The sequence below is a fragment of the Proteus columbae genome, from assembly GCF_009914335.1.
Lineage (GTDB): Bacteria > Pseudomonadota > Gammaproteobacteria > Enterobacterales > Enterobacteriaceae > Proteus.
Genome location: NZ_CP043925.1, coordinates 2,028,468 through 2,053,561 on the forward strand (window position 1 = coordinate 2,028,468; position 25,094 = coordinate 2,053,561).

The following is a 25,094-nucleotide window of genomic DNA, read 5'->3' on the forward strand; positions in this document are numbered from 1 at the left end:
GATTATTAATTTTGCGTGATAATAGCATAGGTTGTTTGGGGTTTATGAATAGGATTTTTAAGGTAAGTGGAAATTAATGCAGAAAAAAGCATCTCGATTGAGATGCTTTAAACGATATAAAATAATTAAATTTTTTAACGTTGATTTACTTATTTTGCAGTCGTACGAATCAAGTAATCAAATGCGCTAAGTGAGGCTTTTGCACCTTCACCAGCGGCAATGATGATTTGCTTATAAGGTACGGTTGTACAGTCACCTGCTGCAAACACACCTTTGATATTAGTTTCGCCACGAGCATCAACAACAATTTCACCCATCTTATTACGCTCAACAGTACCTTCTAACCACTGTGTATTAGGTAATAAACCGATTTGAACGAAAATACCTGCTAATGCAATATCATGCATAGAATCATTAGTACGATCTTTATATTTTAGACCGGTTAACTTAGTGCCATCACCATATACTTCTGTAGTTTGCGCATTTAAGATAACTTCTACATTGCTTAAGCTACGTAATTTTTTCTGTAATACCGCATCTGCTCTCATTTCTGGAGCAAATTCTAATACTGTTACGTGTTCAACTAAGCCAGCTAAGTCAATTGCAGCTTCAACACCTGAGTTACCACCACCAATAACAGCAACTCTTTTGCCTTTAAACAGTGGGCCATCACAATGTGGGCAATAAGTTACACCACGAGTACGGTATTCATTTTCACCGGGAACATTCATATTTCTCCAGCGAGCACCTGTTGCAATAATTAGGCTACGGGTTTTTAAAATTGCACCTGATGCTGTTTCAATTTGATGTAATTCCCCTTCTGATGCACCCGGAATTAAGCGACTAACAGTTTGGCTATCAATCACATCCACTTGGTAATCATCAACGTGAGCTTTTAATGCACCTGCAAGTTTTGCACCTTCAGTTTTTGGTACTGAAATGTAGTTTTCAATATCAACAGTATCAAGAACTTGACCACCAAAACGTTCGCCAATAAGGCCTGTATTTAAACCTTTACGAGCGGAATAAACAGCTGCAGATGCACCCGCAGGACCACTACCCACAATTAATACATCAAATGCAGCTTTTTGATTCAACAATTCTGCAGTACGTTTTTCTGCATTGCTGTCTACTTTGTTAACGATTTTAGCTAAGGTCATACGGCCTTGACCAAACTCGTTACCATTTAAGAATACAGCAGGAACGCCCATGATATTACGTTCCTGAATTTCATTTTGGAACATGCCTCCGTCAATCGCAGTATGTGTGATCTTCGGATTTAAAATCGCCATTAAGTTTAATGCCTGAACAACATCAGGGCAGTTATGACAAGAGAGCGAATAATAGGTTTCGAAATGAAACTCACCGTCTAACTGACGAATTTGTTCAAGTAATTCTTGTGCTTCTTTTGATGGGTGTCCACCAGTTTGCAGTAATGCTAAAACTAATGAAGTAAATTCATGGCCTAATGGTGAACCTGCAAAACGAACACCAGTTCCTTTCCCAGGGTTGGTAATAAGAAAAGATGGTTTACGTACATTTGCATTATTATCTTCACGATAAGTGACTTTATCGGATAATGGTTCGATTTCTTTTAATAGCGCTTGGATATCAGCAGAATGTTTACTGTCGTCTAATGTTGCTACTAATTCAACTGGCTGGGTTAATCGTTCTAAATAAGCTTTCAATTGAGCTTTTAAATTATTATCTAACATTTTTGCACCCTCAATAAAATCGGGTGCCGAAACACCCGATAAATAACTTTTTAGTGGCTTAATTCTTATTTAGATTTTGCCAACTAAATCCAGTGATGGAGCTAAAGTTGCATCACCTTCTTTCCATTTTGCTGGGCAAACTTCGCCTGGGTGGCTAGCTACATACTGAGCAGCTTTAACTTTACGCAGCAGGTCTGATGCATCACGGCCAATACCTTCTGCTGTGATTTCAATTGCTTGGATGATACCTTGTGGGTCAACAACGAAAGTACCACGGTCTGCAAGACCTTCGTTCTCACGCATATTTTCGAAGTTACGAGTTAATGCGCCAGTTGGATCGCCAATCATGCCATATTTGATTTTACCGATAGTTTCTGAGCTACTATGCCATGCTTTATGGGTAAAATGTGTGTCAGTAGAAACTGAGTAAATTTCTACGCCCATTTTTTGGAACTCAGCATAATGATCAGCTAAGTCACCTAATTCAGTTGGGCACACAAAAGTGAAGTCTGCAGGGTAAAAGAAAAAAACGCTCCATTTGCCTTCGACGTCCTTTTCAGTCACTTCTACGAATTGACCGTCTTTAAATGCCATGTTTTTGAATGGTTTGATTGGGGTATTAATTAAAGACATTGTATTTCCTCCTGTTTGGTATGGGACTAATGTACCTATTCCATTTGAGAATAGCTAATACATTCCTGCTATCAGTTCAATAGGTTTCACCTAATGAGTTGAAGAAATTGATAGAGATAGGTTAACGAAATGTAGCTATTAAAGCAAATGGACAACAAGCCAATTACGTCTACCTTTTATTAACCTACTTTCTTAACCTACTCTCTATTTAATATCCTTATCTTCGATAAGGGTATAATTATAACGCCATGAATTATAAAATTAATATTCAATCCAGCATAGATAGATTCAATATTATTGCGCTAATTTGGCAGGTTTAAGAATAGTATAAGTACATTCAAATGCCGCCTTTTGAATACGATAAACATCTTGGCTATCTGTTGTGGATTGCACAATAGCATCGCCCGATTGAAAACGTTGTAATTCTCCCCAAGGAGCCTTCATCGCAAACGCTGGTGTAGATTCAGGTACAATGAAATAATTCATTTCGATACCTTTGGGGATAAAAGGCTGATAGTTATCAGGATAAGACGTTATATTGATTTTGATCTTATTTTTATCTGTTTCGCTATAACGCTGAATAAATTTGTTTTTCCTTACCAGGATTTCCTCATTACCTGTTTCTGGGCAAATATTTTGTACTACCCAATCTCCCTCTTTTGCAGGTTCTGAAACTGTTTCAACCCCTTCACCTTTAATTATCGTTGTGATGATCTCACCTTCTTTGGCTGGTCTTGCTAGGACAGGCTTTGTTTTAATTGCAACACCGGTGATCCCCGCTTGCTGCGCTTGCGTAAAGTAAGCGACACGTTCTTTTTGCGGTAATTGAGAAAGATCATTAGCAAACACAAATGAAGGAATTAAGGCTAAGCCGATTAATAGTGGTTTGGTTCTATTTTTCTTATCGGTTTTGTCACTATTTGAATTACTGTTTTGTATATAAAAAGGCATTGAATGATTTCCTAATAAATATCATTTGCACTTAATACGCTAGTTAAGTGTCTGTAAATATTAAATCGATTATGGCAGGAAATAAAACAATGGCACGAGCAAAATCAGATACCTAGTCGAAAAAGATCAAAAAATCGAGAGATCTCACAACTTAGAAAAGAGAACATGTAATTGATAGGAAAAAGGTTCAAGTCGTTAAATAAAGCGTTAGGATGTTCTTCACAAACCTATTTAATTAAAAGGAATTTCTTATGCAAATAATTTACCCCGATGACTATTCGAAAACAGGAAAACCCGATGAGGCTTTTGAACAAGAATATCATTGCGCCCAAATGCTAAATATTCATTGTTTGTTACTCTCATCAGAAGATATGGCATTGGGTAAATATAAGTTTTCACATCCTTTTAAATCAGACTCTCCTGTTATTTGGCGTGGATGGATGCTAAATAAAGACGAATATCAACAGCTATAATTCCATTGATGTAGTCAAAAATGCAGTAGGAGAATTACGTTTAGTTGAAATTGGTGATGGGCAAGTTTCAGACATTAAAGAGTGGTCAGCTGAAAAGTTAGTTAAGGCTTTTTTCTTATCGGGTATCTGATGTTTTATATCCCAACACTGAGCAAACTATATAAAAATATAAAGACCTCAATTAGCCAACAATACGCTGTATCTTGAAGTCTTTATATAAAATCAATCCCTAACAAGAAGTACTAAAAATAAAATTAAAATAGATACTTAAAGCGAATACGGGCACCGTAACGATCTTTATCACTGCTATTTACATTAATGTCGTCTTTACCATCTATACGTGAATAATAAGCACCTAAATAGGTTTTAAAATTATCCATAGTTAAAATATTAGGCAGTTCATAAGAAGCAAATACAGTGTTGATATTGTACTTACCAGGATTGAGCGTTAAATAGGTGTCATTTTGACCACTGCTATTCCCGTTTTTGTGATAGTAAGTTTTAATATCATTATGAGCATAAATATAACCAAGTTGAAATTTACGCCACAACACATTACTACCAATAGAAAAATCATTTTCATCTTTAGCGTCGAGATAAGCAGCACTTAAATTTGCAACAATACCGTTAATAGGATCATTAGCTAAAGTGTCCCATTTTACAGTTAAGCCATAACCTGTACGTCGCGATTGATCTTGGAATTTTCCATTTTCATCATCATAGCCATAGGCTTTGTTTATCACATTTGCATCTATTGCTCCTGCAATAGTTAAATTATCTTTCTGCCATGCAACAACAGGACGCATATAAATAACATTTTTGCGATTATCAAGTTTACGTCCATGATATTCATTGTCTTTAAAAACAGAAGTTCCATCTTCAACTAAAGCATTTAGCTCAAAATACCAGTCGTTATAGTGTGTGTTAACCATCATACTACCACCGTCACTACTACGACCTCGCCCTTCTTTCATCATATAGATATAGCCAAAACCATCACCATATAAATCATTTGCTGTATTACCTGAATATTCAACAAATGTATCTTGGTTTAGAGGGAACATGTCGTAAGCTTCATAACGACCAATTTTATATTGCCATTTATCGCGTTGACCAAAGTAGAAAACAGCATCATCTAGATTCATTTTACCTGTCATGTCAGCCATAGGCTGAGCACGAAAACCAGCATAATTGCCGTTTTTTAATTCTCGTTCACCATCCACACCAATTAAAATACGCCCGTTAAGTGACCATTTTTCATTATCATCAAAGTCTTTTTGATTACCGGGCATCATTCTCATCGAGGTTAGTTGCCCTTTTTTACTTGCCGCATCGATATTATATTCAACGTCACCATACAATTTGAGATCACCCCAATTTGTATTGGTAGAGAAAAAGCCCGTACCTTCTTTATTTTTCGTACTAGCAAGCTGAGCAGATTGTTTTTGTTGGATTTCATTAAGCTGAGTTTGAGCAATGTTTACTTTTGCTTGAGCCTCATCAGATTGCTTTTCTAATATAGCAACGCGTTGCTCCATGCCGACGGTTTTTACATGATCCGTTTTAGATAGGCTGTTGGAATTAATTAATTGCTCAAGGCGAGCTGCTTTTTGTTCTGCGGCAGCGGCTCTAGCTTCAGCAGCAGTTGCACGTTGTTCAAGTGCATTTAATCTTGCTTCAATAGCACTTATATCAGTTTGTGCATTTGCACATAATGGTGTAGCGAGTATTAAACTTATCACAACAGATAATGCTTTTACTTTCATTCGAATATTCCTAAATTAGCAAATGTTGGTTTAACAGGTACGGCAAATACATAACAATCAATTTAGTTGATTGATTGTTCTATCTGGTGAGCGTATTGTTATTTTTATTCGATAATATTTTTATAAATATCAATCGGTTATTCGCATCATTATTTCTATTCTTAACAAGAAATAAACCGATACCTCATCACTTTGCCATTATTTATGCTGACTAGCGTCCTACATCATAAGTAAGGCTACGTTTGAACTAAGGTACTTATTCTCGTTTAAGTACTTACAAACGCTTATTATTTTGATTCAGTATTTAATTTATTATTTCAAGCATATCTCTGGTTTAAGTTTTCAAATTTTATAATGGGTTCACTAGCTAAATAAAATAATAGTTAATGTGGAACATTTCCACAATCATTTGTGATTTTTTTGAGGTTAGTACAATAACCTAAGAAAAACGATGTAATCCTCATCAAAAAATGATGGTTTACAAATAAATGAAGTTAAGGATTAACTTAGATAGCGATAGAAGATAAAGAGAGTTTTATCAGGAATTAGGGGGCTTTGATATTTAGAAACCATTTATAATGATAACAAGTGGGTAGGAGTAGCTTGATTGAAGGGAAAATAACAGAGGTCATATCATTATAACCTCCGTCCATCATTATCATATTCTGCCAGGTTTACGTAACGCTCTACGAAAATAAGAAACTGGCATTTTAGGGCAAATTTGTTCTTTTACTGCTGGATTGTTTTCCAAATCATCTTTGTCTATTTCATTATTTCTTCTTGAATTTTGTAGCTGAGTATCTGTTTTATTCATCTTCCCTTTCCTCTGAGATCAATGCCTCATTGATAGCTTCAATTTTCTCAACTGCTTCATTAAGAATAGAAGCAATACGTCCTGCTCTTTCCACAGAGAGCTCTTTTAATACTAATTTATGGCGTAAAACTGCTTTTAATTTACCAACAGCAGATTCAATTTCCTCAGAAACACCACCCGCGTTTTGAGATAAATCTCTCGCATAAGCCAGTTTCTTTTGAATATTGGCATCTATATCCTGATGTTCTGCTAAAAATGCAGTGCCTTCGGGTGTAATGCTGTAGTTTTTACGACCTTTTTCAGCAATCGTCGCAACTAATAGCTCTTGCTCTTCAAGTAGTGTTAGCGTTGGATAAATAACACCTGGGCTAGGTACATATAATCCTGAAGATGCCTCATCTATTTCTCTAATAATTTCATAACCATGGCTTGGTTTTTTCGAGATCATGCTAAGTAGCAGAACGCGCAAATCACCATGATCAAACATACGTTTTAACTGGCGACCTTGGCCTTTACCTCTGCCACCGCATCCACGACCATGTTGTTTTCCATGCCCTTCAGAACCATGCTCACCATGACAACACTCACCACGACTTTCGTGTCCATGACCGTGTTCACCATGACGGCATTCACCACGACCTTCGTGTCCATGACCATGTTCACCATGACAGCAATGCTCGCTATGATTTTCTTGGTGCTGGCTATGTTTGCCTTTACCTCCACAACACCCTTTTCCGTGACCATGTCCGCCATTTTCAGCACGCTGTTGATAAAGTGAGTTTAATGCTCGAATCATCATAAATATTCCCTCATTGTTTTAGATATATCGAATTCATAGAGTGTAATATAATCCGATATATCTAAATGATCAAGTTTTAGATATATCTAAATACACATCTAAATTATCTTTCTTATTAACAATATGATTTATCTATGATTATATTTTTCAAACATAGTCTTAATTATGAATGATTATCATTCTCTATCTTGCTTTTACGTGCTATCAATAAAAATAAAAGAAGATAATTAACAATGATGAATAAAAAATAGACACATTTAGCTTTAGATGCTCACAAAAAACAGAACATATTTACAATACAACTAGTGACACCGTCACCTTTAATCCATTTAAAAAAGCGAAGATAATGAGTAACAACCCACTACTTCGCTTTTTAACAAAATTTATTTTAATTGTAGAAAATATAAAAAAGAGATATCGCTACTGGTCTAATGCAGATAAAACCACTTTCTTAATATATTGATATCCAGCTTCAATTTGTTGTTCATCACAAATTTCAGTACTTTTTATAGTAAGCTGCAACAAATTTAAGTGTTTGATGGTTTCCCACTCATTGCTATCAAAACCACACTCAGAACAAAACTGCGCTGGTGCATCATCACTATTACGGGCGCAAAGCGTTAATAAACTTAAATCTTGTTTATGATGACTTTTTATAACCAAGTTTTCATAGATTGTTTTATTAAGATCATTTTGCGTTTCTAAGTCCTTATTTCCTTTCTTTACAATCGCAAAATTTAGTTTATTAAAGTCAGATGCAGATAAAATACGAATATAATAGCGCTCACCTTCTTTTTCGAAAGCTGCGGCTTGATTAAAAAACTGCTCAAGTTTGACCCGCGTTTCCCATTGAATTTGTGCATATTTCCCATATCCAGATGAAGTAAAAGGATAGAGTTGATGCACACTCCACATAGACGCCACTGCTGGTGCAGATTGAATACCATCAATTTCAGGAACGTCATCTGCTTGCTCTGGACATAATCTAGGGGGATTTGTTAAAAAACGACTAATACGCGCATCTTTAATACAGACTATACCCGTAGGATATGGTGAAAATCCAGCTTGAAACGGTTCAAAAGAGACAGAGTCAGCGAGAGAAAGTTGTGTGATGCTTTCATATATTTCAGATGTTAATTCAAGTAATGGGGCTTCTTTCTTTAATTTTCCACACAAAATCTGATAAGGGATAATTTCATAATTATCATCAAGAAATAAGCTTTTCATATAGCCAAATTGCGATGCATCAATATGGATATAAAATGAATTATTGTATTTTTCCTCACACTCTTTTCTTAGCTCAAAAAGTGGTTTTAACTTATCAACACAACCATAAGACGGTGCGCCTAATATTCCTATAACACCAAGAATAGGCTCACCTTGTTCAATCAGGCGAAAAACAATACTGCGTGTTTTTTCAATATCGGTTTTAAATGTTTCATCAATAGGCAATGCAATAAGGTTGTCATATCCCAACCCAAGTATATCCATTGCTTTTTTCCAAAATTCGAAACGGGAAACAGGAACAAGCAGTTTTCCTAAATGCATTGTTTTTGTCATGCCCGTTCCTCGGCATGTTAAATGACTAACATCATCAAAAATCCCACGCTCATTGAGTTGTTCGCTTATTGCTAAAATATCTGTGACAGACATATTGAATAACTCAAAGGCTTTTTTATCTGCAACCAAATCTCGTGATTTTGGATGACGAGCAATTGCCATTGGTAATGTTTTTAAATTTCTAAGTGCCCATAATATTTCATAGCAAGCAAGAGTGTGGCTTGTTGTGATATGACCAAATGCATCTTCTGATGAGAAACCGATTAATTTACAGAGATCATCTGTAATTTTCTTTTCTTGTTCTTTTAGTAAGGGGGAATGGTTATTAAAAACATTATCTGAGTTGTATGCTAATGCAGAAAGATAACCAAATTTCGCCAATTGCATCACTTGTGAATGATGATGGGAAAAATAAGGTTCAATGTCAGATTGATTATAATTATTTTGCTGTTTTAAAGTTTCTAAAATACGTTCATAAGCATTATCTACTGCTTTTTTTTCAATAGTGTTACTTTTTATTTTAGCGTCTAAACTCTCGCTATTATTTCTTTTCATTTTATTTGCTTTAGGAAAAGAATACTCACTATTCATTAGTATTTTTGCCATCTCTCGATGATAACATGTAAGAGTTTCAATGGTTCGGGTATGGTATACACGTTCTGTAGCACTCAGACAGGTTTGTTTGTAATTTGCCATCATCGCACCTATATATAAATTTTTATTATCTGTTTTAATGAGATTTGTGTTTATTAATCGTCAATAATTAATCTTTATTCAAATGATATACTACATGATGAGTAAGAATCTTCTTTATTTTATTGATATCAGTTAATATTTTTCTAATTTGATTTAAGCAAAAGATACTTTAATGATAAATGATTTAGCTTTATTTGTTAGTTTCCTAAATTCACTATCAATTTTGATTTAAGTTATATTTCTGTAAATGTGATATTATTTTTGATAAGGTCAACATTTAAATCCGCCTTAATTAGAATTAACGAATATTTCTATTGCTTAGTGTCTATTAAAAAGAATAGATATTAAATTACTTATCTAAAATAAGAATTTATTTATTTAAATGTTATTCACTTTTTCTTCAATACATAAAAAAACACATGAAATATTTAACATGTGTTTTTCGGAATATTCGCTTTTTAGAAAGTAAAAAAATGCTTACTCTTATATCAAATACGTTTTAAGCACTCTTATTTTTACTCTTTTCCGTTATAAGATAAGATTTCAAGCATCACCTTACCAATTAAATCACCAGACTCCATTAACTCATGTGCTTTACCCACTTCTTTTAATGGAAAAATAGCATTAATGATTGGTTTAATTTTTCCTTCAGCAATAAGTGGCCACACTTGCTGTTTTAATTCTTGCGCTATTTGTGCCTTCTCTTCTATTGAGCGAGATCGCATCGTTGAACCAGTATGAATTAAACGCTTAATCATCATTGGCATCATATTTAAATTTTTAGGCATTCCTTTCATCATGCCCACTTGTATAACGCGCCCAAACTTGCTGGCAACTTGATAATTTTTTTCTACGTAATCCCCACCAATAATATCAAGAATAACATCAACGCCTTTCCCTTCAGTTAAAATAGGAATTTCTTTAGCAAAATCGGCCTGTTTGTAATTGATGACATAATCAGCGCCGAGCGCGCGGGCTGTGGCAGATTTTTCTTCAGAGCCAACTGTTGTATAAACTGTCGCACCTATTGTGTGAGCAAGCATGATGGCAGTTGATCCTATTCCCGATGTTCCACCATGAATAAGAACAGATTCACCTTGTTTTAGTTTTCCTAACTGAAATAAATTAGCCCAGACAGTAAATAAATTCTCAGGCAATGCTGCTGCTTCAATGTCTGTTAAATTCATTGACGGTAATGCGATATCTTCATGCGCAATACAATATTGAGCGTAACCACCACCAGCAACTAAAGCACAGACTCTATCGCCCAACTGCCATTTAGTGCAGTTTTCCCCTAATGCGACAACCTCTCCAGCAACTTCAAGACCTGGAATAGGTGAAGCATCTGCTGGTGGAGGATAACTACCTTGACGTTGAAAAATATCAGGGCGATTTACACCAGAAGCTGCAACTTTGATCAAAAGATAATGTGGAGGAAGTGACGGTATCGGTGATAGTTGGGGTTGTAATTTATCAATACCACCTGGCTCTGTAATGGCAATTTCTAACATATCCGCAGGTAAAACAGTTGTTTTCATCATATGCTCCCATTTTATTTTTTCACTCTCAAAATTCAATAATAAACAAATAAAATCAATATATTACATCTTACCCCAATAAGGGTGTGAGCTTATTAAGCAATAAATAACTTAAGTTTATTTGAGAGAGATTATAACCAACCTTGCTTCTGATGTTGTATGCAAATCGGGCACAATTTTGCTTCTGGAGTCCAAGATAAGAAGGCTAAACGACATTTTTCACAGTGGGCATTATAATAATGGTAGTGTGTTGGTTCGTTATTTTTAGCAACTTGTTCATTAACATGGATAGATTTAGGAAAACAAACCACTTCACAATTCATGCAACCCGTACAACGCTTTTCATCAAGCATGAATATATTGTTTTCAAGTTTAATCGCACCTTCATCACACACTTTGGCGCAGGCAGAGCAAAGAATACAGCTGTCTTTGTCTAACTGAATCTGGAACCAACTATCTTCAGGATAAAGTTGTTTTCTTGCATTTAATCCTGTTCTTACTTGATTTTTATTGAGCGACTTTTCATCTAATTTTTGACGAAAAAGCATAAAACGACGTCCGCTATCAATATCAGTAGGCTCTGTGATAATTAATTGCCAAATAGGCTCTTGTAATGTTTTTAGTTGAAGATTTAAGTTTGCTAAAACAGGAAGCCATTTATCCACTAAAGACTGTGCTATCTTCATTCCTCTAATTTGATATTGGCGATGCCACACTAATAATTCTTCTGTACTTGCTAACGGTTCATCATGATTAACAACAAGGTAATTATCTTGGTGTGTTCTTTCGTGAGGCGCGATATTTTCTATCGCGTCAACGGGACAGGTAAATAGACAATTACCACATTGAAAACAGAGTTCATTGTCTATTTTTACATCTAAGTGAGCAAAAGTGATTGCGCCCACAGGGCAAACTTTGGAACAACTATCACATAGGCTTTGTTTGAGGCGTTTTCTAACACATTTATCATTAATAATCGGTTCAGGAGGAAGATCTACCTTAATAAAACGCCTCATACATCACTACTCCACTACTTAACAATAAAAAATGCAAAACGATTAAGAATTTCTGCAATCAGTATTATTGCGCTACTTGCTAACACCATACGCAATCCTGAAGTAAATACAGCATTACGATATTTCCATACACTGTATCCCATCATTAAAATACCAAGAACTGACATAAGCCATGCAGATATTCTTAATCCGAATGTTTCATTATACGCAATGATAAGCGTGTGAGGGAACGTTATTCCATCATTTGTTGAAATGACTGCTGACATCCATTCCAGATAGAACGGCTGTATCGTCATACGTAATGTTACAGAAAGGAAAACAATTACTAATGCACCTATTACAATCCTTTTTGCTAACTCATCATTCACAAATGCTTTAACACGAAATGCAGTTATTGATAGTGCAATAACTGAGCCTGCTGCAAATAATGTACCTATAAACATAAAATAGGTATTTGCGTGCATCCATGTCAGCATTGAGGTGTTGTAATACAGTAATGCCATACAAAATATATCGATGATGCCAAACAAACCAATAATTGCCAGTATGGTTTTATTCATATGCCCTTTTATCAAAACAACTACAACATAAAGACATAGCGCACTAAGATAAAGTGGTAAACCCTAATTGATGTATATCAATACCACTAAAGAGGTAACAGAATGTTTCAATATTCCGCACTTCTTTGCATATCCCCCACTTTTTATAAGGAAAAGCTAATTCAAGGTAGCATTAAGTTGCATCAAAAATACATCTAGTTAACTTTACCTAATTTTTTGTTATAAAAATAAAGAGTTATGCATAAAAAATACGAATTTAAGGTAGAGACGTAAATAAAATGTCAATATAAAGGTAGAAAATATTGAAGCGCCTCTTCATTTTTGGCTTTTGACAAGGATAATTTAGTAATAGCACTATGACTTCGTTAGAAAATCGAATAATATACCAATTGAGTATAGGGTTAGCGCAAATTGTTCTAAATAGACCTTTAAGCAAAACATTGTTTTTATCAAGATACATGTTTTGTTACATTCAGAATTATTTCCACACGTACCGTTATTCCCCTTACTAATTACTGCAATATGTGTTAAAATTGACGCATATCAATATTTTTATTTGTAATGAGCAAGCTTATGATCCCAGAAAAACGCGTCGTTCGCCGAATCCAATCTGGCGGTTGTGCAATCCATTGTCAGGATTGCAGTATTAGCCAGCTCTGCATCCCGTTTACTTTAAACGAGCATGAGCTTGATCAACTCGATAATATTATCGAGCGTAAAAAGCCCATCCAGAAAGGTCAAACCTTGTTTAAAGCAGGTGATGAGCTGAAATCACTTTATGCCATACGTTCCGGTACAATTAAAAGTTATACCATCACGGAAGAAGGCGACGAGCAAATAACAGGATTTCATCTTGCTGGTGATTTGGTTGGCTTTGACGCCATTATTAATACTGAACATCCAAGTTTCGCACAAGCTTTAGAAACATCTATGGTCTGTGAAATTCCATTCGAAACTTTGGATGACCTGTCAGGCAAAATGCCTAACTTACGTCAACAAATGATGCGCCTAATGAGTGGTGAAATCAAAGGTGACCAAGAAATGATCTTACTGCTATCGAAAAAGAATGCAGAAGAACGTCTGGCTGCTTTTATTTATAACCTCTCACGCCGTTTCGCACAGCGTGGTTTTTCTCCTCGTGAATTCCGTTTAACCATGACTCGTGGTGATATCGGTAATTACTTAGGTTTAACTGTCGAAACAATTAGTCGCTTACTGGGTCGCTTCCAGAAAAGTGGCATGTTAAGCGTTAAAGGCAAATACATTACTATCGAAGATAGTACACTGTTAAGTGAACTTGCAGGAAAACTTCCTTCATCAGTTGAAGTTTAATCTGTTACATTTCACACGCTAATTTTATAACGGGGCACACAAATTTGTGCCCCGTTTTCTATTTTGTACTATTGCATTTTATCTTCTTGGGTTATCTTTAAATTGTAGATGGATAAATCCAGCCCTAAAGAGGATATTACAATGGAAAAATATCAAAACCTTCTCGTTGTCATTGATCCTAACCAAGATGACCAACCAGCACTTCGCCGTGCTGTCTATATCGTTCAGCGTAATGGTGGGCGGATAAAAGCTTTTCTACCTGTTTATGATCTCTCTTATGACATGACAACCCTTTTATCTCCCGATGAACGTAATGCAATGCGTAAAGGTGTTATCAGCCAAAAGGCAGCTTGGATCAAACAACAAGCACGCTATTACCTTGAAGCGGGTATAGAGATTGATATAAAAGTCATTTGGCATAATCGCCCCTATGAAGCCATTATTGAAGAAGTTGTTGCACATCAACATGACTTACTCATAAAAATGGCTCACCAACATGATAAATTAGGTTCACTCATTTTTACGCCTCTGGATTGGCAATTGCTTAGAAAATGTCCTTGCCCTGTTTGGATGGTCAAAGATAAAGAGTGGCCTGAATACGGTACTATCGTTGTCGCTGCAAATTTATCGAATGAAGAATCTTATCATGATGCCCTTAATCTGAAACTGATTGAGCTAACAACCGACTTATCTCATCGCATACAAAAAGATCCTGATGTTCATTTACTTAGCGCCTATCCCGTTGCGCCGATTAATATTGCGATTGAGCTACCTGATTTTGATCCTAATCTTTATAACAATGCACTACGTGGTCAACACCTTATTGCGATGAAGGAACTTCGCCAGAAATTCAGCATTCCCGAAGAGAAAACACATGTTAAAGAAGGATTGCCAGAACAAGTGATCCCTCAAGTTTGTGAAGAGTTAAATGCTGGCATTGTTGTTTTGGGTATTTTAGGAAGGACGGGGCTTTCAGCCGCATTTTTAGGAAATACTGCGGAGCAACTGATTGATCATATCAAATGTGATTTATTGGCTATCAAACCTGATGGTTTTACCTGCCCTATTACTGTTGATAGTGATCACGATTAAACTCTCTGTATACTAAATAAAAAAGCCAGTCAAAATTTTGACTGGCTTTTTGCTATTCGCTATCTGTATCTATTACAGTGCTTTTAAAATTGCATCCACACTGGCTTTAGCATCGCCAAACAACATCTGTGTATTCTCTTTAAAGAATAGTGGATTCTGAACCCCTGCATAACCGGTATTCATTGAACGTTTAAACACAATAACATTTTGCGCTTTCCACACTTCTAATACTGGCATACCTGCAATTGGGCTATTTGGATCATCTTGTGCCGCTGGGTTTACTGTATCGTTAGCGCCAATAACCAAGACTGTATCAGTGTCGGAGAAATCATCATTGATTTCATCCATTTCTAATACAACGTCATAAGGCACTTTAGCCTCTGCTAACAACACATTCATGTGACCCGGTAAACGCCCTGCTACTGGGTGAATACCAAAACGCACTTTCACACCACGCTGGCGTAATTTTTCAGTAATATCATGAACTGGGTATTGTGCTTGAGCAACCGCTAATCCATAACCTGGAGTGATAATAACTGAGGTTGAGTTTTTCAGCATATCAGCCACTTCTTCTGCGGTTGTTTCGCGGTACTCACCCATTTCGCCTTCTTCTGTTGACGCTGAGCCATCAGTACCAAATCCGCCCGCTATTACGCTAATAAAAGAGCGATTCATCGCCTTACACATAATATAAGAAAGGATAGCACCTGAAGAACCCACTAATGCACCCGTTACAATTAACAAGTCATTGCTTAACATAAAACCTGCTGCTGCTGCTGCCCATCCTGAGTAAGAGTTCAGCATCGAAACAACAACTGGCATATCCGCACCACCAATTGACGCAACTAAATGCCAACCAAATGCCAAGGCAATCACAGTCATTATGATGATTAAGAAAACTTGTAAACCAACACTGTCAGTTTTAACAAACCAAACCATCAATAAAAAAGAAACCACTAAAGCTGCAAGATTTAATTTATGACGATTAGGTAATATCATCGGTTTAGATGACATTTTCCCACTTAATTTACCATAAGCGACAATCGAACCCGTAAATGTAACAGCACCAATGAAGATCCCTAAAAAGACTTCTGTTAGATGGATATTCACCATGACAGGATCCATTGCTGTATTGTGGTCAAGATAACTGTTAAAGCCCACTAAAACTGCCGCTAAACCTACAAAGCTGTGTAAGATTGCGACCAATTCTGGCATTTGAGTCATTTCGACTTTTTTAGCTAAACGAATACCAATAACGGCACCGATTACCATTGCAATAATGATCCAACCCACATTGCCAGCATAAGGCCCGAAAATGGTTGCGAACAATGCAATTGCCATCCCTGCAATACCAAAGTAGTTACCTTGTTTAGAGGTTTCATGCTTTGATAAGCCGGCAAGGCTGAAAATAAATAATATTGCGGCGACAATATATGCCGCTGTAACAACTCCGCTGGACATAATTGTCTCCCTTATCCTTTACGGAACATTTTCAACATACGTTGAGTAACAGTAAATCCACCAAAAATATTAATACTCGCAATCAATATTGCGATAAACGAAAATAGGCTAACCCAGCCACCACTACCAATTTGGAGTAAAGCACCAACGACGATAATGCCTGAAATTGCATTTGTCACTGACATTAATGGCGTATGCAATGAATGACTTACATTCCAAACAACGTAATAACCTACAACACAAGAAAGTGCGAATACCGTAAAGTGAGATAAAAACTCTTTCGGTGCAACATTTGCAAGCCATGCAAACAATAAAAAGGCTATCGCTAATAAACTGTATTTCTTCCAAGGTGAAACTGGTTTAGCAACGGGTTTTTCTTGTGGTTTTGCGGCAGGAGCAACTTTAGGTTGTGCTGAAACTTGAATTGGTGGAGCTGGCCATGTTACTTCACCCGCACGAATTACAGTCACACCACGGATGACAACATCATCAAAATCAATATTGATATTACCGTCTTTTTCTTTACACAATAACTTCAATAGATTAACTAAGTTAGTACCATAAAGTTGAGATGACTGTGCTGGTAAACGAGCAGCTAAATCAGTGTAACCAATGATTTTTACACCATGTTCTGTCGTAAAGACTTTATTAGGCACGGTATATTCGCAGTTGCCACCATTTTGAGCCGCAAGGTCGACTACAACACTTCCTGGCTTCATTGAATCGACCATCTCTTTCGTAATTAAACGAGGAGCGGGTTTTCCTGGAATTAATGCCGTTGTAATGATGATATCAACATCTTTTGCTTGTTCTGCAAATAATGCCATTTCAGCATCAATAAATGCTTTTGACATCACCTTAGCATAGCCATCACCACTACCCGCTTCCTCTTTAAAATCAAGCTCAAGGAATTCAGCACCCATGCTTTGAACTTGCTCTTTAACTTCAGGGCGAGTATCAAATGCGCGAACAATTGCACCAAGACTTCCTGCGGCACCAATCGCAGCAAGACCTGCAACTCCAGCACCAATAACCATCACTTTAGCTGGTGGCACTTTACCTGCGGCGGTAATTTGTCCAGTAAAGAATCTTCCGAATTCATGGGCAGCTTCTACAACAGCACGGTAGCCTGCAATATTTGCCATTGAACTTAACGCATCAAGAGATTGTGCACGAGAAATACGTGGCACACTATCCATTGCCATCACGTTAATATTCTTTTCAGCTAACTTTTCGAGTAATGCCGCATTTTGAGCTGGCCAAATAAAACTTACCAGTGTCGCGCCATCTTGTAGCAATGTAATTTCATTATCCAGTGGTGCATTTACCTTCAAAATAATGTCTGATTCCCAAACATCTTGAAGAGCGAGGATCTCGGCACCGGCGTCCTGATAAGCTTTATCTTCAAAGCTTGAGGCAATACCTGCGCCATTTTCAACTGCGACTGTAAATCCTAATTTTATGAGTTGAGTCACTGTAGCTGGTGTAGCTGCAACCCTTGTTTCATTAGAAAGTCGCTCTTTGGGTATACCAATTCGCATAATTTTCCCTTCTTATCCATAGAGTTCTGTTAAAACTTCTCCGTTAACTTCACATTCATGCAAAAAAAATGTTAAAAATAATAATATGCATACCATTAATCGGAGTTCTAATAACCTACTGAAAATAAAACCAATAATCTATATCTGTGTAAAGCTAAAATTGAACTTAATTAGATCATTTTAGTCGAAAAGGCATATTTATGAATTATTCACTATATTCAGGTAAATATCTGGTAACATATACTGGTCATTTGACTCTGTGGTGATTCGCTAAATAAAATAATGCGACAAATGCTATTATTACATGTAATAATTAATCCCTATGTGATAAACCACGACGTTCAGCACATGACCAATATTAATTGCGCAAGGCGGAAGGATTTTGTATGAAGCTGAAAACCTCAGTCATCGCAGCAGCGATGTTGTCTTTAACTAATATCACTGTTGCGCAGGCTGCTCAGGAATTAACACCCGAACAAGCTGCAGAACTAAAACCATTTGAAAGAATTACAGTTATCGGTCGTTTTAACGCTATTTATGAAGCCGCTGATGCGGTATCTCGTCGTGCGGATAAAGTCGGTGCTGATAGTTTCTATATTCAAGGCCTAGATGATATTAGTGATAGCGGCAACATGAGTGTTACTGCTGATCTATACCATAAAGATGCACCCAAAGCAGATCAAGAAAGCTATCGCGTCTTTCATGGCGTGAAAGAACTACCAAAACCTGAAGCAATTCTGCTACAACCATTTGATACAGTTTCTATCCGCGGTTACTACCCTACAACCCCTGATATTAACGATGCAATTGCAAAAGCGGCAGCTAAAAAAGGTGCTGCATCATTCTTTATTGTACGTAACGTATCAACAAATGATGGTGGTAACCAAGAAGTAACAGCTTATATCTACAAAAAAGATGCGCCAAAACGTGCAATTCAAGCACCAGAGGCCGTCGTTCCTTATGACTCAGATGCAGGTCGCGCACTTATAGCAGAAGGCGGAGCCGCTGCCAATAAAGTTGAGAAACCAGGTCTTGCATCAAACACTGATTTTGATAGAAGTGTAGGAACATTTGCTGATACACAAACTTCGGGTGCTAGTGGTCGTTACACTGTCACATTACCTGATGGTACTGAAATCCAAGAAGTCAATAAAGCTGCTGCTGCATTAATGGACCCATTTGATACCATTACATTTAGCGGATACTTTGTAAACTCACCAGAGATTTCTTATCAGGTTGCTAAACGTGCAGCTGCAAAAGGTGCCAAGTATTACCATATTACAAATGAATGGCAAAGTGATGGTGGTACAGTCACTATTACCGCTGACCTATTCAAGTAATAAAACTTCCTAATTAAAAAGCCTTGCTGATGCGAGGTTTTTTTTACTCAAAATATCATCAAAACCAACCTCATTTTGTAAAAGTGCATAATTTTTATGATTTAATGCATAGACAACCAAGTCAACTCTCCGTAAAATCTCGCTGTTTTTTAGTGTTTTTATCTTTATTTAAATTTGAGATATTCATATTTATTCTATTTACTGACCAAAAAACAAGAAAATACGCTATTTATTTACAATTTTAATCACGTAGGTAATTATCCTTGAATAAGAAACTTGGCTTAATATCACTCACCGCGTTAGTATTAAGCTCAATGGTTGGTGCAGGTGTATTCAGTTTGCCTCAAAATATGGCCGAAGTTGCCAGCCCTGCCGCATTGATTATTGGCTGGGTGATAACTGGCATTGGTATCCTCTTTCTTGCTACATCTTTATTACTCCTCTCGCGCCTTCGACCTGATCTTGATGGTGGCATTTTTACCTATGCGAAAGAAGGGTTTGGTGAATTTATTGGTTTTTGTTCAGCATGGGGTTATTGGGTCTGCGCTGTTGTTGCTAACGTTTCTTATCTTGTTATTGTTTTTGCTGCCTTTAGTTTTTTTACAGATACACCAGAGAACGTTATTTTTGGTGATGGGAATACATGGCAAGCATTAATTGGAGAGTCAATCTTGCTTTGGGTTGTCCATTTTCTTGTATTACGTGGTGTTCAAACTGCAGCCAGCATTAATTTAATGGCGACAATGGCAAAACTCCTTCCTTTAGGGTTATTTGTTATTGTCGCCCTATTAGCTTTCAATATGGATATATTTACCCTTGATTTTAAAGGTGTAAATCTGGGTGTCCCTGTTTGGGATCAAGTCAAAAATACCATGTTGATTACACTGTGGGTATTTATTGGTATTGAAGGTGCGGTCGTAGTTTCCGCAAGAGCTAAAAATCGTCGTGATGTTGGTTTAGCAACAGTACTCGCCGTTGTCATCGCATTAGTTATCTATATTCTTGTCACTTTATTATCGCAAGGTTTAGTTAGCCAAGCAGAATTGGCGGCGATGAAAAACCCGTCAATGGCGCCGTTACTTGTTCAGCTTATTGGTAACATAGGCGAGATAATTATTGCAGCGGGTCTTATTCTCTCTGTATGTGGTGCTTATTTAAGTTGGACAATTATGGCAGCAGAAGTACCTTATATTGCCGCACTACATCACTCTTTCCCTAAACAATTAGGGAAGCAGAATAAAAATGATGCGCCTTCATCTTCATTATGGTTTACCAATTGTGCAGTCCAATTCTCTCTAGTTTTAATTTGGTTGACGGGAAGTAACTACAATACATTATTGACCATTGCATCAGAGATGATCCTTGTTCCTTACTTTCTCGTTGGGGCATTTTTATTTAAAGTGGCAATTGCACGCAGTAGTCGTGCTTTATTATTAATAGCCATACCTGCAAGTCTTTACGGTTTATGGCTACTTTATGCATCAGGTGTTATTAATTTATTACTCTCTGTCGTTCTGTATGCACCGGGTATCCTAATGTTTTTATATACACGCAAGCAGTATAAAGATAAAAAACCATTGCATATAAGTGAGCGAATTCTGTTAGCACTGGTCTTATTCGGCGCTATTCCGGCATTAGGCTACTTAACTATTTACTAAAGACAATCTGAGAGGTACTCGAAAAACAGTGCCTCTCTTACCTTTCCCTTACTTCTCTCCAAAAATTTATTTCACTTAAATCAAAAAAAATCCCCTGCTAAGCTGTTTTTTTAACATCGATGGTTAGGTATTTATAAATTAAGAAATACATTGCATGTTGTAACTAATAAATAGCTAGCTATTTATTAGTTAGGCAATAAAAAACCCACAAGAAGCATGAGTTCTTGTGGGTCTGATCATGTCACTATTAAATTAGTTAAAACTAACTTGTTCCATCGCCTGCAATATACGTTTATCTGATATTGGATACGGTGTACCTATCTGTTGAGCGAACAGGCTTACTCTCAGTTCCTCTATCATCCAACGAATATTTTGCACTTCCTCTTGCTGCTTTTGTTTCTCTGTTAGCTTACCTAACCACTGTTGCCACTGTTGAATAACATTTTCAACTCGGCTCATTTGAGCGCGATCGCGATTAGGATCAATGGCCAGTTTTTCCATTCGTTTTTCAATTGCACTCAAATAACGAGGAATATCCGCAAGACGTTTCCATCCATGAGAGGTAACAAAACCAGGGAAAACTAACTGACCAAGTTGAGCTTTAATATCAGACAATGCAAAAGCAACGCTAATATCCACCCGCCCTTTTAAACGTTTATTGATGGCAAAAACTTGAGTCAAAATAGATTCAACTTGTTTTGCTATTTCAACCACAGCATCGTTTAGTTCAGCTCTGACATATTCTTGCAGTTTTTGATACTCATCTTCTTGCCAAATTAAACCACCATAAGACGCCATTAATTTATCAACACCACAAGCAATACAATCATCAATGAGATCTAACACTTTGCCATAAGGGTTAAAGTAAAGACCAAGTTTTGCTTTATTTGGTAATTTCTCATGTAGGTATTTTATCGGTGACGGAATATTTAATAATAATAGTCGTCTTACTCCCTCCCACATTGAAGCTTGCTGCTCAGATTCTGTTTCAAAAAGCTTAATACCCACACTGTTTTTTTCATCAACGAGTGCTGGATAAGCTTTCACTGAATAGCCACCCCGTTTTTGCTCATAACGCTGAGGCAAATCACCAAAACTCCAAATATGTAAATCTTGTTGTTCGATACCATCATCCGCTACTGCTGATAATGTTTCTTGCACTTTTTCCTTTAAGTTCTCTTTTAATTTATTGAGATCTTTACTTTCTGCCAGCGTTTTATTTTTATCGCCAACAACACGGAATGTCATTTTTAAGTGATCAGCAACTTGGTCAAGTTGCCAACTCTCTCTATCAACGGTCACTCCTGTCATTCGGCGTAATTCGTTTTCGAGTTTATCGAGTAAGCCGCCTTCAACTTGAGGGACACGTTCTAAAAAAGCAGAAGCATAATTAGGTGCTGGTACAAAATTACGACGGATAGGCTTTGGTAATGACTTAATTAAGGCCACTATCAATTCATGGCGAATACCTGGAATTTGCCAATCAAAACCTTCATCTTTTACCTGATTTAAAATCGGTAATGGAATATGAACAGTGACACCATCAGCCGCTGTACCCGGTTCAAATTGATAAGTTAAGCGTAATTTTAAATTATCTTGATGCCAATAATTTGGATAATCTAGTGCGCTAACACGTTTGGCATCATCTTTGATAAGCATACTTTTTTCAAAGTTAAGCAGATCAGGTGATGCCTTTTGTGCCTCTTTCCACCACTTATCAAAATGACGTGACGAAACAACATATTGTGGTATTCGTTGATCATAGAAAGTAAACATTGTTTCATCATCGACAAGAATATCTCGACGACGAGATTTATGCTCTAACTCTTCCACTTCAGTCCGTAATTTTAAATTTTCACGGAAAAATACATGACGAGTTTGCCAATCACCTTCTACTAACGCATGACGAATAAAAAGCTCACGGCATAATAACGGATCAATTTGGCTATAATTAATAGGTCGAGAGGAAACAATAGGTAAACCATATAACGTAACTTTTTCATTAGCCATTACAGCGCCTTGCGCTTTTGACCAATGTGGTTCGCTATAGTGATGTTTCACTAAATGTTCGGCTATAGGTTCAATCCATTCAGGTTCAACGCGCGCCGCGATTCGTCCCCATAAACGAGACGTCTCGACTAACTCTGCCACCATTGTCCATTTTGGTGGTTTTTTAAATAAACCAGAGCCAGGATAAATAGAAAAACGAGCATTTCTCGCACCCGTAAATTCTTGTTTATCGGCATCTTTTTGACCAATATGTGACAACAAGCCACTGAGTAGAGCAACGTGAATACTTCTAAAATCAGCGGGTTCGCTATTAACAGGAAAACCTAATTCTTTAACAACTTGTCGCAATTGCGTATAGACATCTTGCCATTCTCGAACACGCATAAAATTTAAAAATTCTTGGCGACATAGCTTTCTAAATTGGGAATGGCTCAACTCTTTTTGTTGAGTTTTTAAATAATCCCACATATTTAAAAAAGACAAGAAATCAGAATCTTTATCTTGGAAGCGTCGATGTTTTTCATCAGAAGCTTGCTGTTTATCCATCGGTCTTTCACGCGGATCTTGAATTGAAAGTGCGGATGTAATAACCATCAACTCTTTTACTGCACCATATTTACGTGCTTCAAGTACCATTCTCGCCAAACGAGGATCAATAGGAAGTTGTGCAAGTTGTTTCCCCATTGGGGTTAAACGATAAGCACCATTGTGGTCGGTTTCGTCTTGTAACGCGCCTAGTTCTTCTAATAAACGAACACCATCCTGAATATTGCGTTTATCAGGTGGCTGTACAAATGGGAAAGCACTAATATCACCTAACCCTATCGACGTCATTTGCAAAATAACAGATGCAAGGTTAGTTCTTAATATTTCAGGATCCGTAAATTCAGAACGAGAAATAAAATCATCTTCTGAATAAAGACGAATACAAATACCATCAGAAACACGACCACAACGCCCTTTTCTCTGATTTGCTGAAGCTTGAGAAATAGGCTCTATTGGAAGTCGTTGTACTTTAGTGCGATAACTATAACGACTAACACGCGCAAAACCGGTATCAATAACGTACTTAATACCCGGCACAGTTAATGAAGTTTCGGCAACGTTAGTGGCTAAAATAATGCGCCTGCCATTATGAGGATGAAAAATTCGGTTTTGTTCACTGTTAGATAAACGGGCAAATAAAGGTAATACTTCAGTATGGCGAAGTTGTAATTTATTCAGCGCATCAGCAGTGTCACGAATTTCTCGCTCACCGCTCATAAAAATAAGAATATCACCCGCACTTTCTCTGCTTAATTCGTCAATAGCATCAACAATGCCATCGGTCATATCCTTATCACTATCAAGTTCGTCACCACCAATAGGACGATATCTCACTTCAACAGGATAAGTTCGGCCAGATACTTCAATAATCGGTGCTTGATTGAAATGCTTGGAAAAACGTTCAGGATCGATGGTTGCAGAAGTAATAATGACTTTTAAATCAGGGCGCTTAGGTAATAACTGCTTTAAATAGCCAAGAATAAAATCGATATTTAAACTACGTTCATGGGCTTCATCAATAATGATAGTGTCATATTGTAGTAACAGCTTATCTTGCTGTAATTCAGCCAATAAAATACCATCTGTCATTAGCTTAACGAGGGTATTATCACCAACATGATCACTAAAGCGAACCTTATAACCTACAGATCCGCCTAACGTACTTTTTAATTCATGAGCGATACGTTCAGCTACTGAACGTGCAGCTAAACGACGAGGCTGAGTATGTCCAATAAACCCCTTGATCCCTCGTCCTAATTCAAGACAAATTTTAGGGATCTGTGTTGTTTTGCCAGAGCCAGTTTCCCCAGCAATAATAACAACTTGGTTATCTCTTATTGCATTATAAATGGCATCTTTCTTTTGACTAACAGGCAGGTTTTCTGGGTAAGTAATTTCAGGACAATTAGCACGACGGCGAATTATCATCTGTTGTGCCGTATTAATATCTTCTTTAATTGCACTTAATACCGCTTGTTTAGACTCTTCATTATTAATTTTAGCGACGCCACGTAGACGTTTTCTTAATCGCTGCTGCTCCCGCAACGATAATTGCTCTATTTCTTGATAGAGCGTGGCAGATGATAATGTCAC

At 36.9% G+C, this 25,094-nt stretch carries 19 protein-coding genes; 6 read left to right on the top strand and 13 right to left on the bottom strand.

Annotated features, from left to right (window positions below; translation table 11 throughout):
- Positions 1-149: 149 nt before the first annotated feature.
- The 3 genes from ahpF to F1325_RS09760 all read right to left on the bottom strand — a co-directional run bounded on the left by ahpF (position 150) and on the right by F1325_RS09760 (position 3,299).
- Entirely contained in the window at positions 150-1,715 is a 1,566-nt protein-coding gene (ahpF, locus tag F1325_RS09750; RefSeq protein ID WP_160230384.1) for an alkyl hydroperoxide reductase subunit F, read from the bottom strand.
- Positions 1,716-1,784: 69 nt separating this feature from the next.
- The gene (gene ahpC, locus F1325_RS09755) at positions 1,785-2,348 is read right to left on the bottom strand and encodes an alkyl hydroperoxide reductase subunit C (RefSeq protein WP_006536680.1); all 564 of its coding nucleotides are present in this window, start codon (positions 2,346-2,348) and stop codon (positions 1,785-1,787) included.
- A 294-nt stretch (positions 2,349-2,642) separates the two neighbouring features.
- Positions 2,643-3,299: a hypothetical protein gene (locus tag F1325_RS09760; RefSeq protein ID WP_244185012.1), complete on the bottom strand. Its 657-nt coding sequence runs from the start codon at positions 3,297-3,299 to the stop codon at positions 2,643-2,645.
- A 251-nt stretch (positions 3,300-3,550) separates the two neighbouring features.
- On the opposite strand from F1325_RS09760, the gene F1325_RS19355 reads away from it, so the two are divergent.
- Positions 3,551-3,772 carry a hypothetical protein gene (locus F1325_RS19355; protein ID WP_244185011.1) on the top strand — a complete coding sequence of 74 codons (222 nt, stop codon included), beginning with the start codon at positions 3,551-3,553 and terminating at the stop codon, positions 3,770-3,772.
- A gap of 49 nt (positions 3,773-3,821) precedes the next feature.
- Positions 3,822-3,902, top strand: coding sequence for a hypothetical protein (locus F1325_RS19500; RefSeq protein ID WP_348272622.1), 81 nt, complete (start codon positions 3,822-3,824; stop codon positions 3,900-3,902).
- A 124-nt stretch (positions 3,903-4,026) separates the two neighbouring features.
- On the opposite strand, the gene F1325_RS09770 is transcribed toward F1325_RS19500, so the two are convergent.
- The 7 genes from F1325_RS09770 to F1325_RS09795 form a co-directional block, all read right to left on the bottom strand.
- Positions 4,027-5,538 (bottom strand): carbohydrate porin, encoded by a 1,512-nt coding sequence (locus F1325_RS09770; RefSeq protein ID WP_109372277.1) that lies wholly within the window; start codon positions 5,536-5,538, stop codon positions 4,027-4,029.
- 658 nt (positions 5,539-6,196) lie between these two features.
- Positions 6,197-6,352, bottom strand: a complete 156-nt coding sequence (locus F1325_RS19175; protein ID WP_164996164.1) for a hypothetical protein — start codon at positions 6,350-6,352, stop codon at positions 6,197-6,199.
- Entirely contained in the window at positions 6,345-7,151 is an 807-nt protein-coding gene (locus tag F1325_RS09775) for a PadR family transcriptional regulator (RefSeq protein ID WP_160230385.1), read from the bottom strand. The genes F1325_RS19175 and F1325_RS09775 overlap by 8 nt, the downstream gene beginning before the upstream one ends.
- Positions 7,152-7,571: 420 nt before the next feature.
- Complete coding sequence (locus tag F1325_RS09780; protein ID WP_244313562.1) at positions 7,572-9,266, bottom strand: tyrosine decarboxylase; 1,695 nt, start codon at positions 9,264-9,266, stop codon at positions 7,572-7,574.
- 656 nt (positions 9,267-9,922) lie between these two features.
- Positions 9,923-10,948 carry an NAD(P)H-quinone oxidoreductase gene (locus F1325_RS09785; RefSeq protein WP_109372274.1) on the bottom strand — a complete coding sequence of 342 codons (1,026 nt, stop codon included), beginning with the start codon at positions 10,946-10,948 and terminating at the stop codon, positions 9,923-9,925.
- Between the two features lie 128 nt (positions 10,949-11,076).
- Positions 11,077-11,961 (bottom strand): 4Fe-4S binding protein, encoded by an 885-nt coding sequence (locus F1325_RS09790; RefSeq protein WP_160230386.1) that lies wholly within the window; start codon positions 11,959-11,961, stop codon positions 11,077-11,079.
- Between the two features lie 14 nt (positions 11,962-11,975).
- Complete coding sequence (locus F1325_RS09795) at positions 11,976-12,521, bottom strand: hypothetical protein (RefSeq protein ID WP_244313563.1); 546 nt, start codon at positions 12,519-12,521, stop codon at positions 11,976-11,978.
- A gap of 573 nt (positions 12,522-13,094) precedes the next feature.
- On the opposite strand from F1325_RS09795, the gene F1325_RS09800 reads away from it, so the two are divergent.
- Both F1325_RS09800 and uspE read left to right on the top strand, forming a co-directional pair.
- Complete coding sequence (locus F1325_RS09800; protein ID WP_036912995.1) at positions 13,095-13,853, top strand: FNR family transcription factor; 759 nt, start codon at positions 13,095-13,097, stop codon at positions 13,851-13,853.
- A gap of 141 nt (positions 13,854-13,994) precedes the next feature.
- A complete protein-coding gene (gene uspE, locus F1325_RS09805) occupies positions 13,995-14,945 on the top strand; it encodes a universal stress protein UspE (protein ID WP_109372272.1) in 951 nt (316 codons plus the stop codon).
- Positions 14,946-15,017: 72 nt separating this feature from the next.
- Here the strand turns inward: uspE and pntB are convergent, their stop codons facing one another.
- Together pntB and pntA are read right to left on the bottom strand one after the other, a co-directional pair.
- Positions 15,018-16,406: a Re/Si-specific NAD(P)(+) transhydrogenase subunit beta gene (pntB, locus tag F1325_RS09810; protein ID WP_160230387.1), complete on the bottom strand. Its 1,389-nt coding sequence runs from the start codon at positions 16,404-16,406 to the stop codon at positions 15,018-15,020.
- 11 nt (positions 16,407-16,417) lie between these two features.
- The gene (gene pntA / locus F1325_RS09815; RefSeq protein ID WP_109372270.1) at positions 16,418-17,947 is read right to left on the bottom strand and encodes a Re/Si-specific NAD(P)(+) transhydrogenase subunit alpha; all 1,530 of its coding nucleotides are present in this window, start codon (positions 17,945-17,947) and stop codon (positions 16,418-16,420) included.
- A gap of 386 nt (positions 17,948-18,333) precedes the next feature.
- Here pntA and ydgH point away from each other — a divergent pair, with 386 nt between their 5' ends.
- Both ydgH and F1325_RS09825 read left to right on the top strand, forming a co-directional pair.
- On the top strand, positions 18,334-19,287 hold the full coding sequence (gene ydgH, locus F1325_RS09820; RefSeq protein ID WP_100158325.1) for a DUF1471 family protein YdgH: 954 nt from the start codon (positions 18,334-18,336) through the stop codon (positions 19,285-19,287).
- A gap of 263 nt (positions 19,288-19,550) precedes the next feature.
- A complete protein-coding gene (locus tag F1325_RS09825; RefSeq protein WP_109372269.1) occupies positions 19,551-20,945 on the top strand; it encodes a basic amino acid/polyamine antiporter in 1,395 nt (464 codons plus the stop codon).
- Positions 20,946-21,197: 252 nt separating this feature from the next.
- Here F1325_RS09825 and hrpA read toward each other — a convergent pair whose 3' ends face one another.
- On the bottom strand, positions 21,198-25,094 hold the full coding sequence (gene hrpA, locus F1325_RS09830) for an ATP-dependent RNA helicase HrpA (RefSeq protein ID WP_160230388.1): 3,897 nt from the start codon (positions 25,092-25,094) through the stop codon (positions 21,198-21,200).

What these genes read in the sequence shown, in the direction of transcription:
- ahpF (WP_160230384.1), bottom strand. Translation starts at nt 1,715, where the DNA reads ATGTTAGATAATAATTTAAAAGCTCAATTGAAAGCTTATTTAGAACGA.
- ahpC (WP_006536680.1), bottom strand. Translation starts at nt 2,348, where the DNA reads ATGTCTTTAATTAATACCCCAATCAAACCATTCAAAAACATGGCATTT.
- F1325_RS09760 (WP_244185012.1), bottom strand. Translation starts at nt 3,299, where the DNA reads ATGCCTTTTTATATACAAAACAGTAATTCAAATAGTGACAAAACCGAT.
- F1325_RS19355 (WP_244185011.1), top strand. Translation starts at nt 3,551, where the DNA reads ATGCAAATAATTTACCCCGATGACTATTCGAAAACAGGAAAACCCGAT.
- F1325_RS09770 (WP_109372277.1), bottom strand. Translation starts at nt 5,538, where the DNA reads ATGAAAGTAAAAGCATTATCTGTTGTGATAAGTTTAATACTCGCTACA.
- F1325_RS19175 (WP_164996164.1), bottom strand. Translation starts at nt 6,352, where the DNA reads ATGAATAAAACAGATACTCAGCTACAAAATTCAAGAAGAAATAATGAA.
- F1325_RS09775 (WP_160230385.1), bottom strand. Translation starts at nt 7,151, where the DNA reads ATGATGATTCGAGCATTAAACTCACTTTATCAACAGCGTGCTGAAAAT.
- F1325_RS09780 (WP_244313562.1), bottom strand. Translation starts at nt 9,266, where the DNA reads ATGAAAAGAAATAATAGCGAGAGTTTAGACGCTAAAATAAAAAGTAAC.
- F1325_RS09785 (WP_109372274.1), bottom strand. Translation starts at nt 10,948, where the DNA reads ATGATGAAAACAACTGTTTTACCTGCGGATATGTTAGAAATTGCCATT.
- F1325_RS09790 (WP_160230386.1), bottom strand. Translation starts at nt 11,961, where the DNA reads ATGAGGCGTTTTATTAAGGTAGATCTTCCTCCTGAACCGATTATTAAT.
- F1325_RS09795 (WP_244313563.1), bottom strand. Translation starts at nt 12,521, where the DNA reads ATGAATAAAACCATACTGGCAATTATTGGTTTGTTTGGCATCATCGAT.
- F1325_RS09800 (WP_036912995.1), top strand. Translation starts at nt 13,095, where the DNA reads ATGATCCCAGAAAAACGCGTCGTTCGCCGAATCCAATCTGGCGGTTGT.
- uspE (WP_109372272.1), top strand. Translation starts at nt 13,995, where the DNA reads ATGGAAAAATATCAAAACCTTCTCGTTGTCATTGATCCTAACCAAGAT.
- pntB (WP_160230387.1), bottom strand. Translation starts at nt 16,406, where the DNA reads ATGTCCAGCGGAGTTGTTACAGCGGCATATATTGTCGCCGCAATATTA.
- pntA (WP_109372270.1), bottom strand. Translation starts at nt 17,947, where the DNA reads ATGCGAATTGGTATACCCAAAGAGCGACTTTCTAATGAAACAAGGGTT.
- ydgH (WP_100158325.1), top strand. Translation starts at nt 18,334, where the DNA reads ATGAAGCTGAAAACCTCAGTCATCGCAGCAGCGATGTTGTCTTTAACT.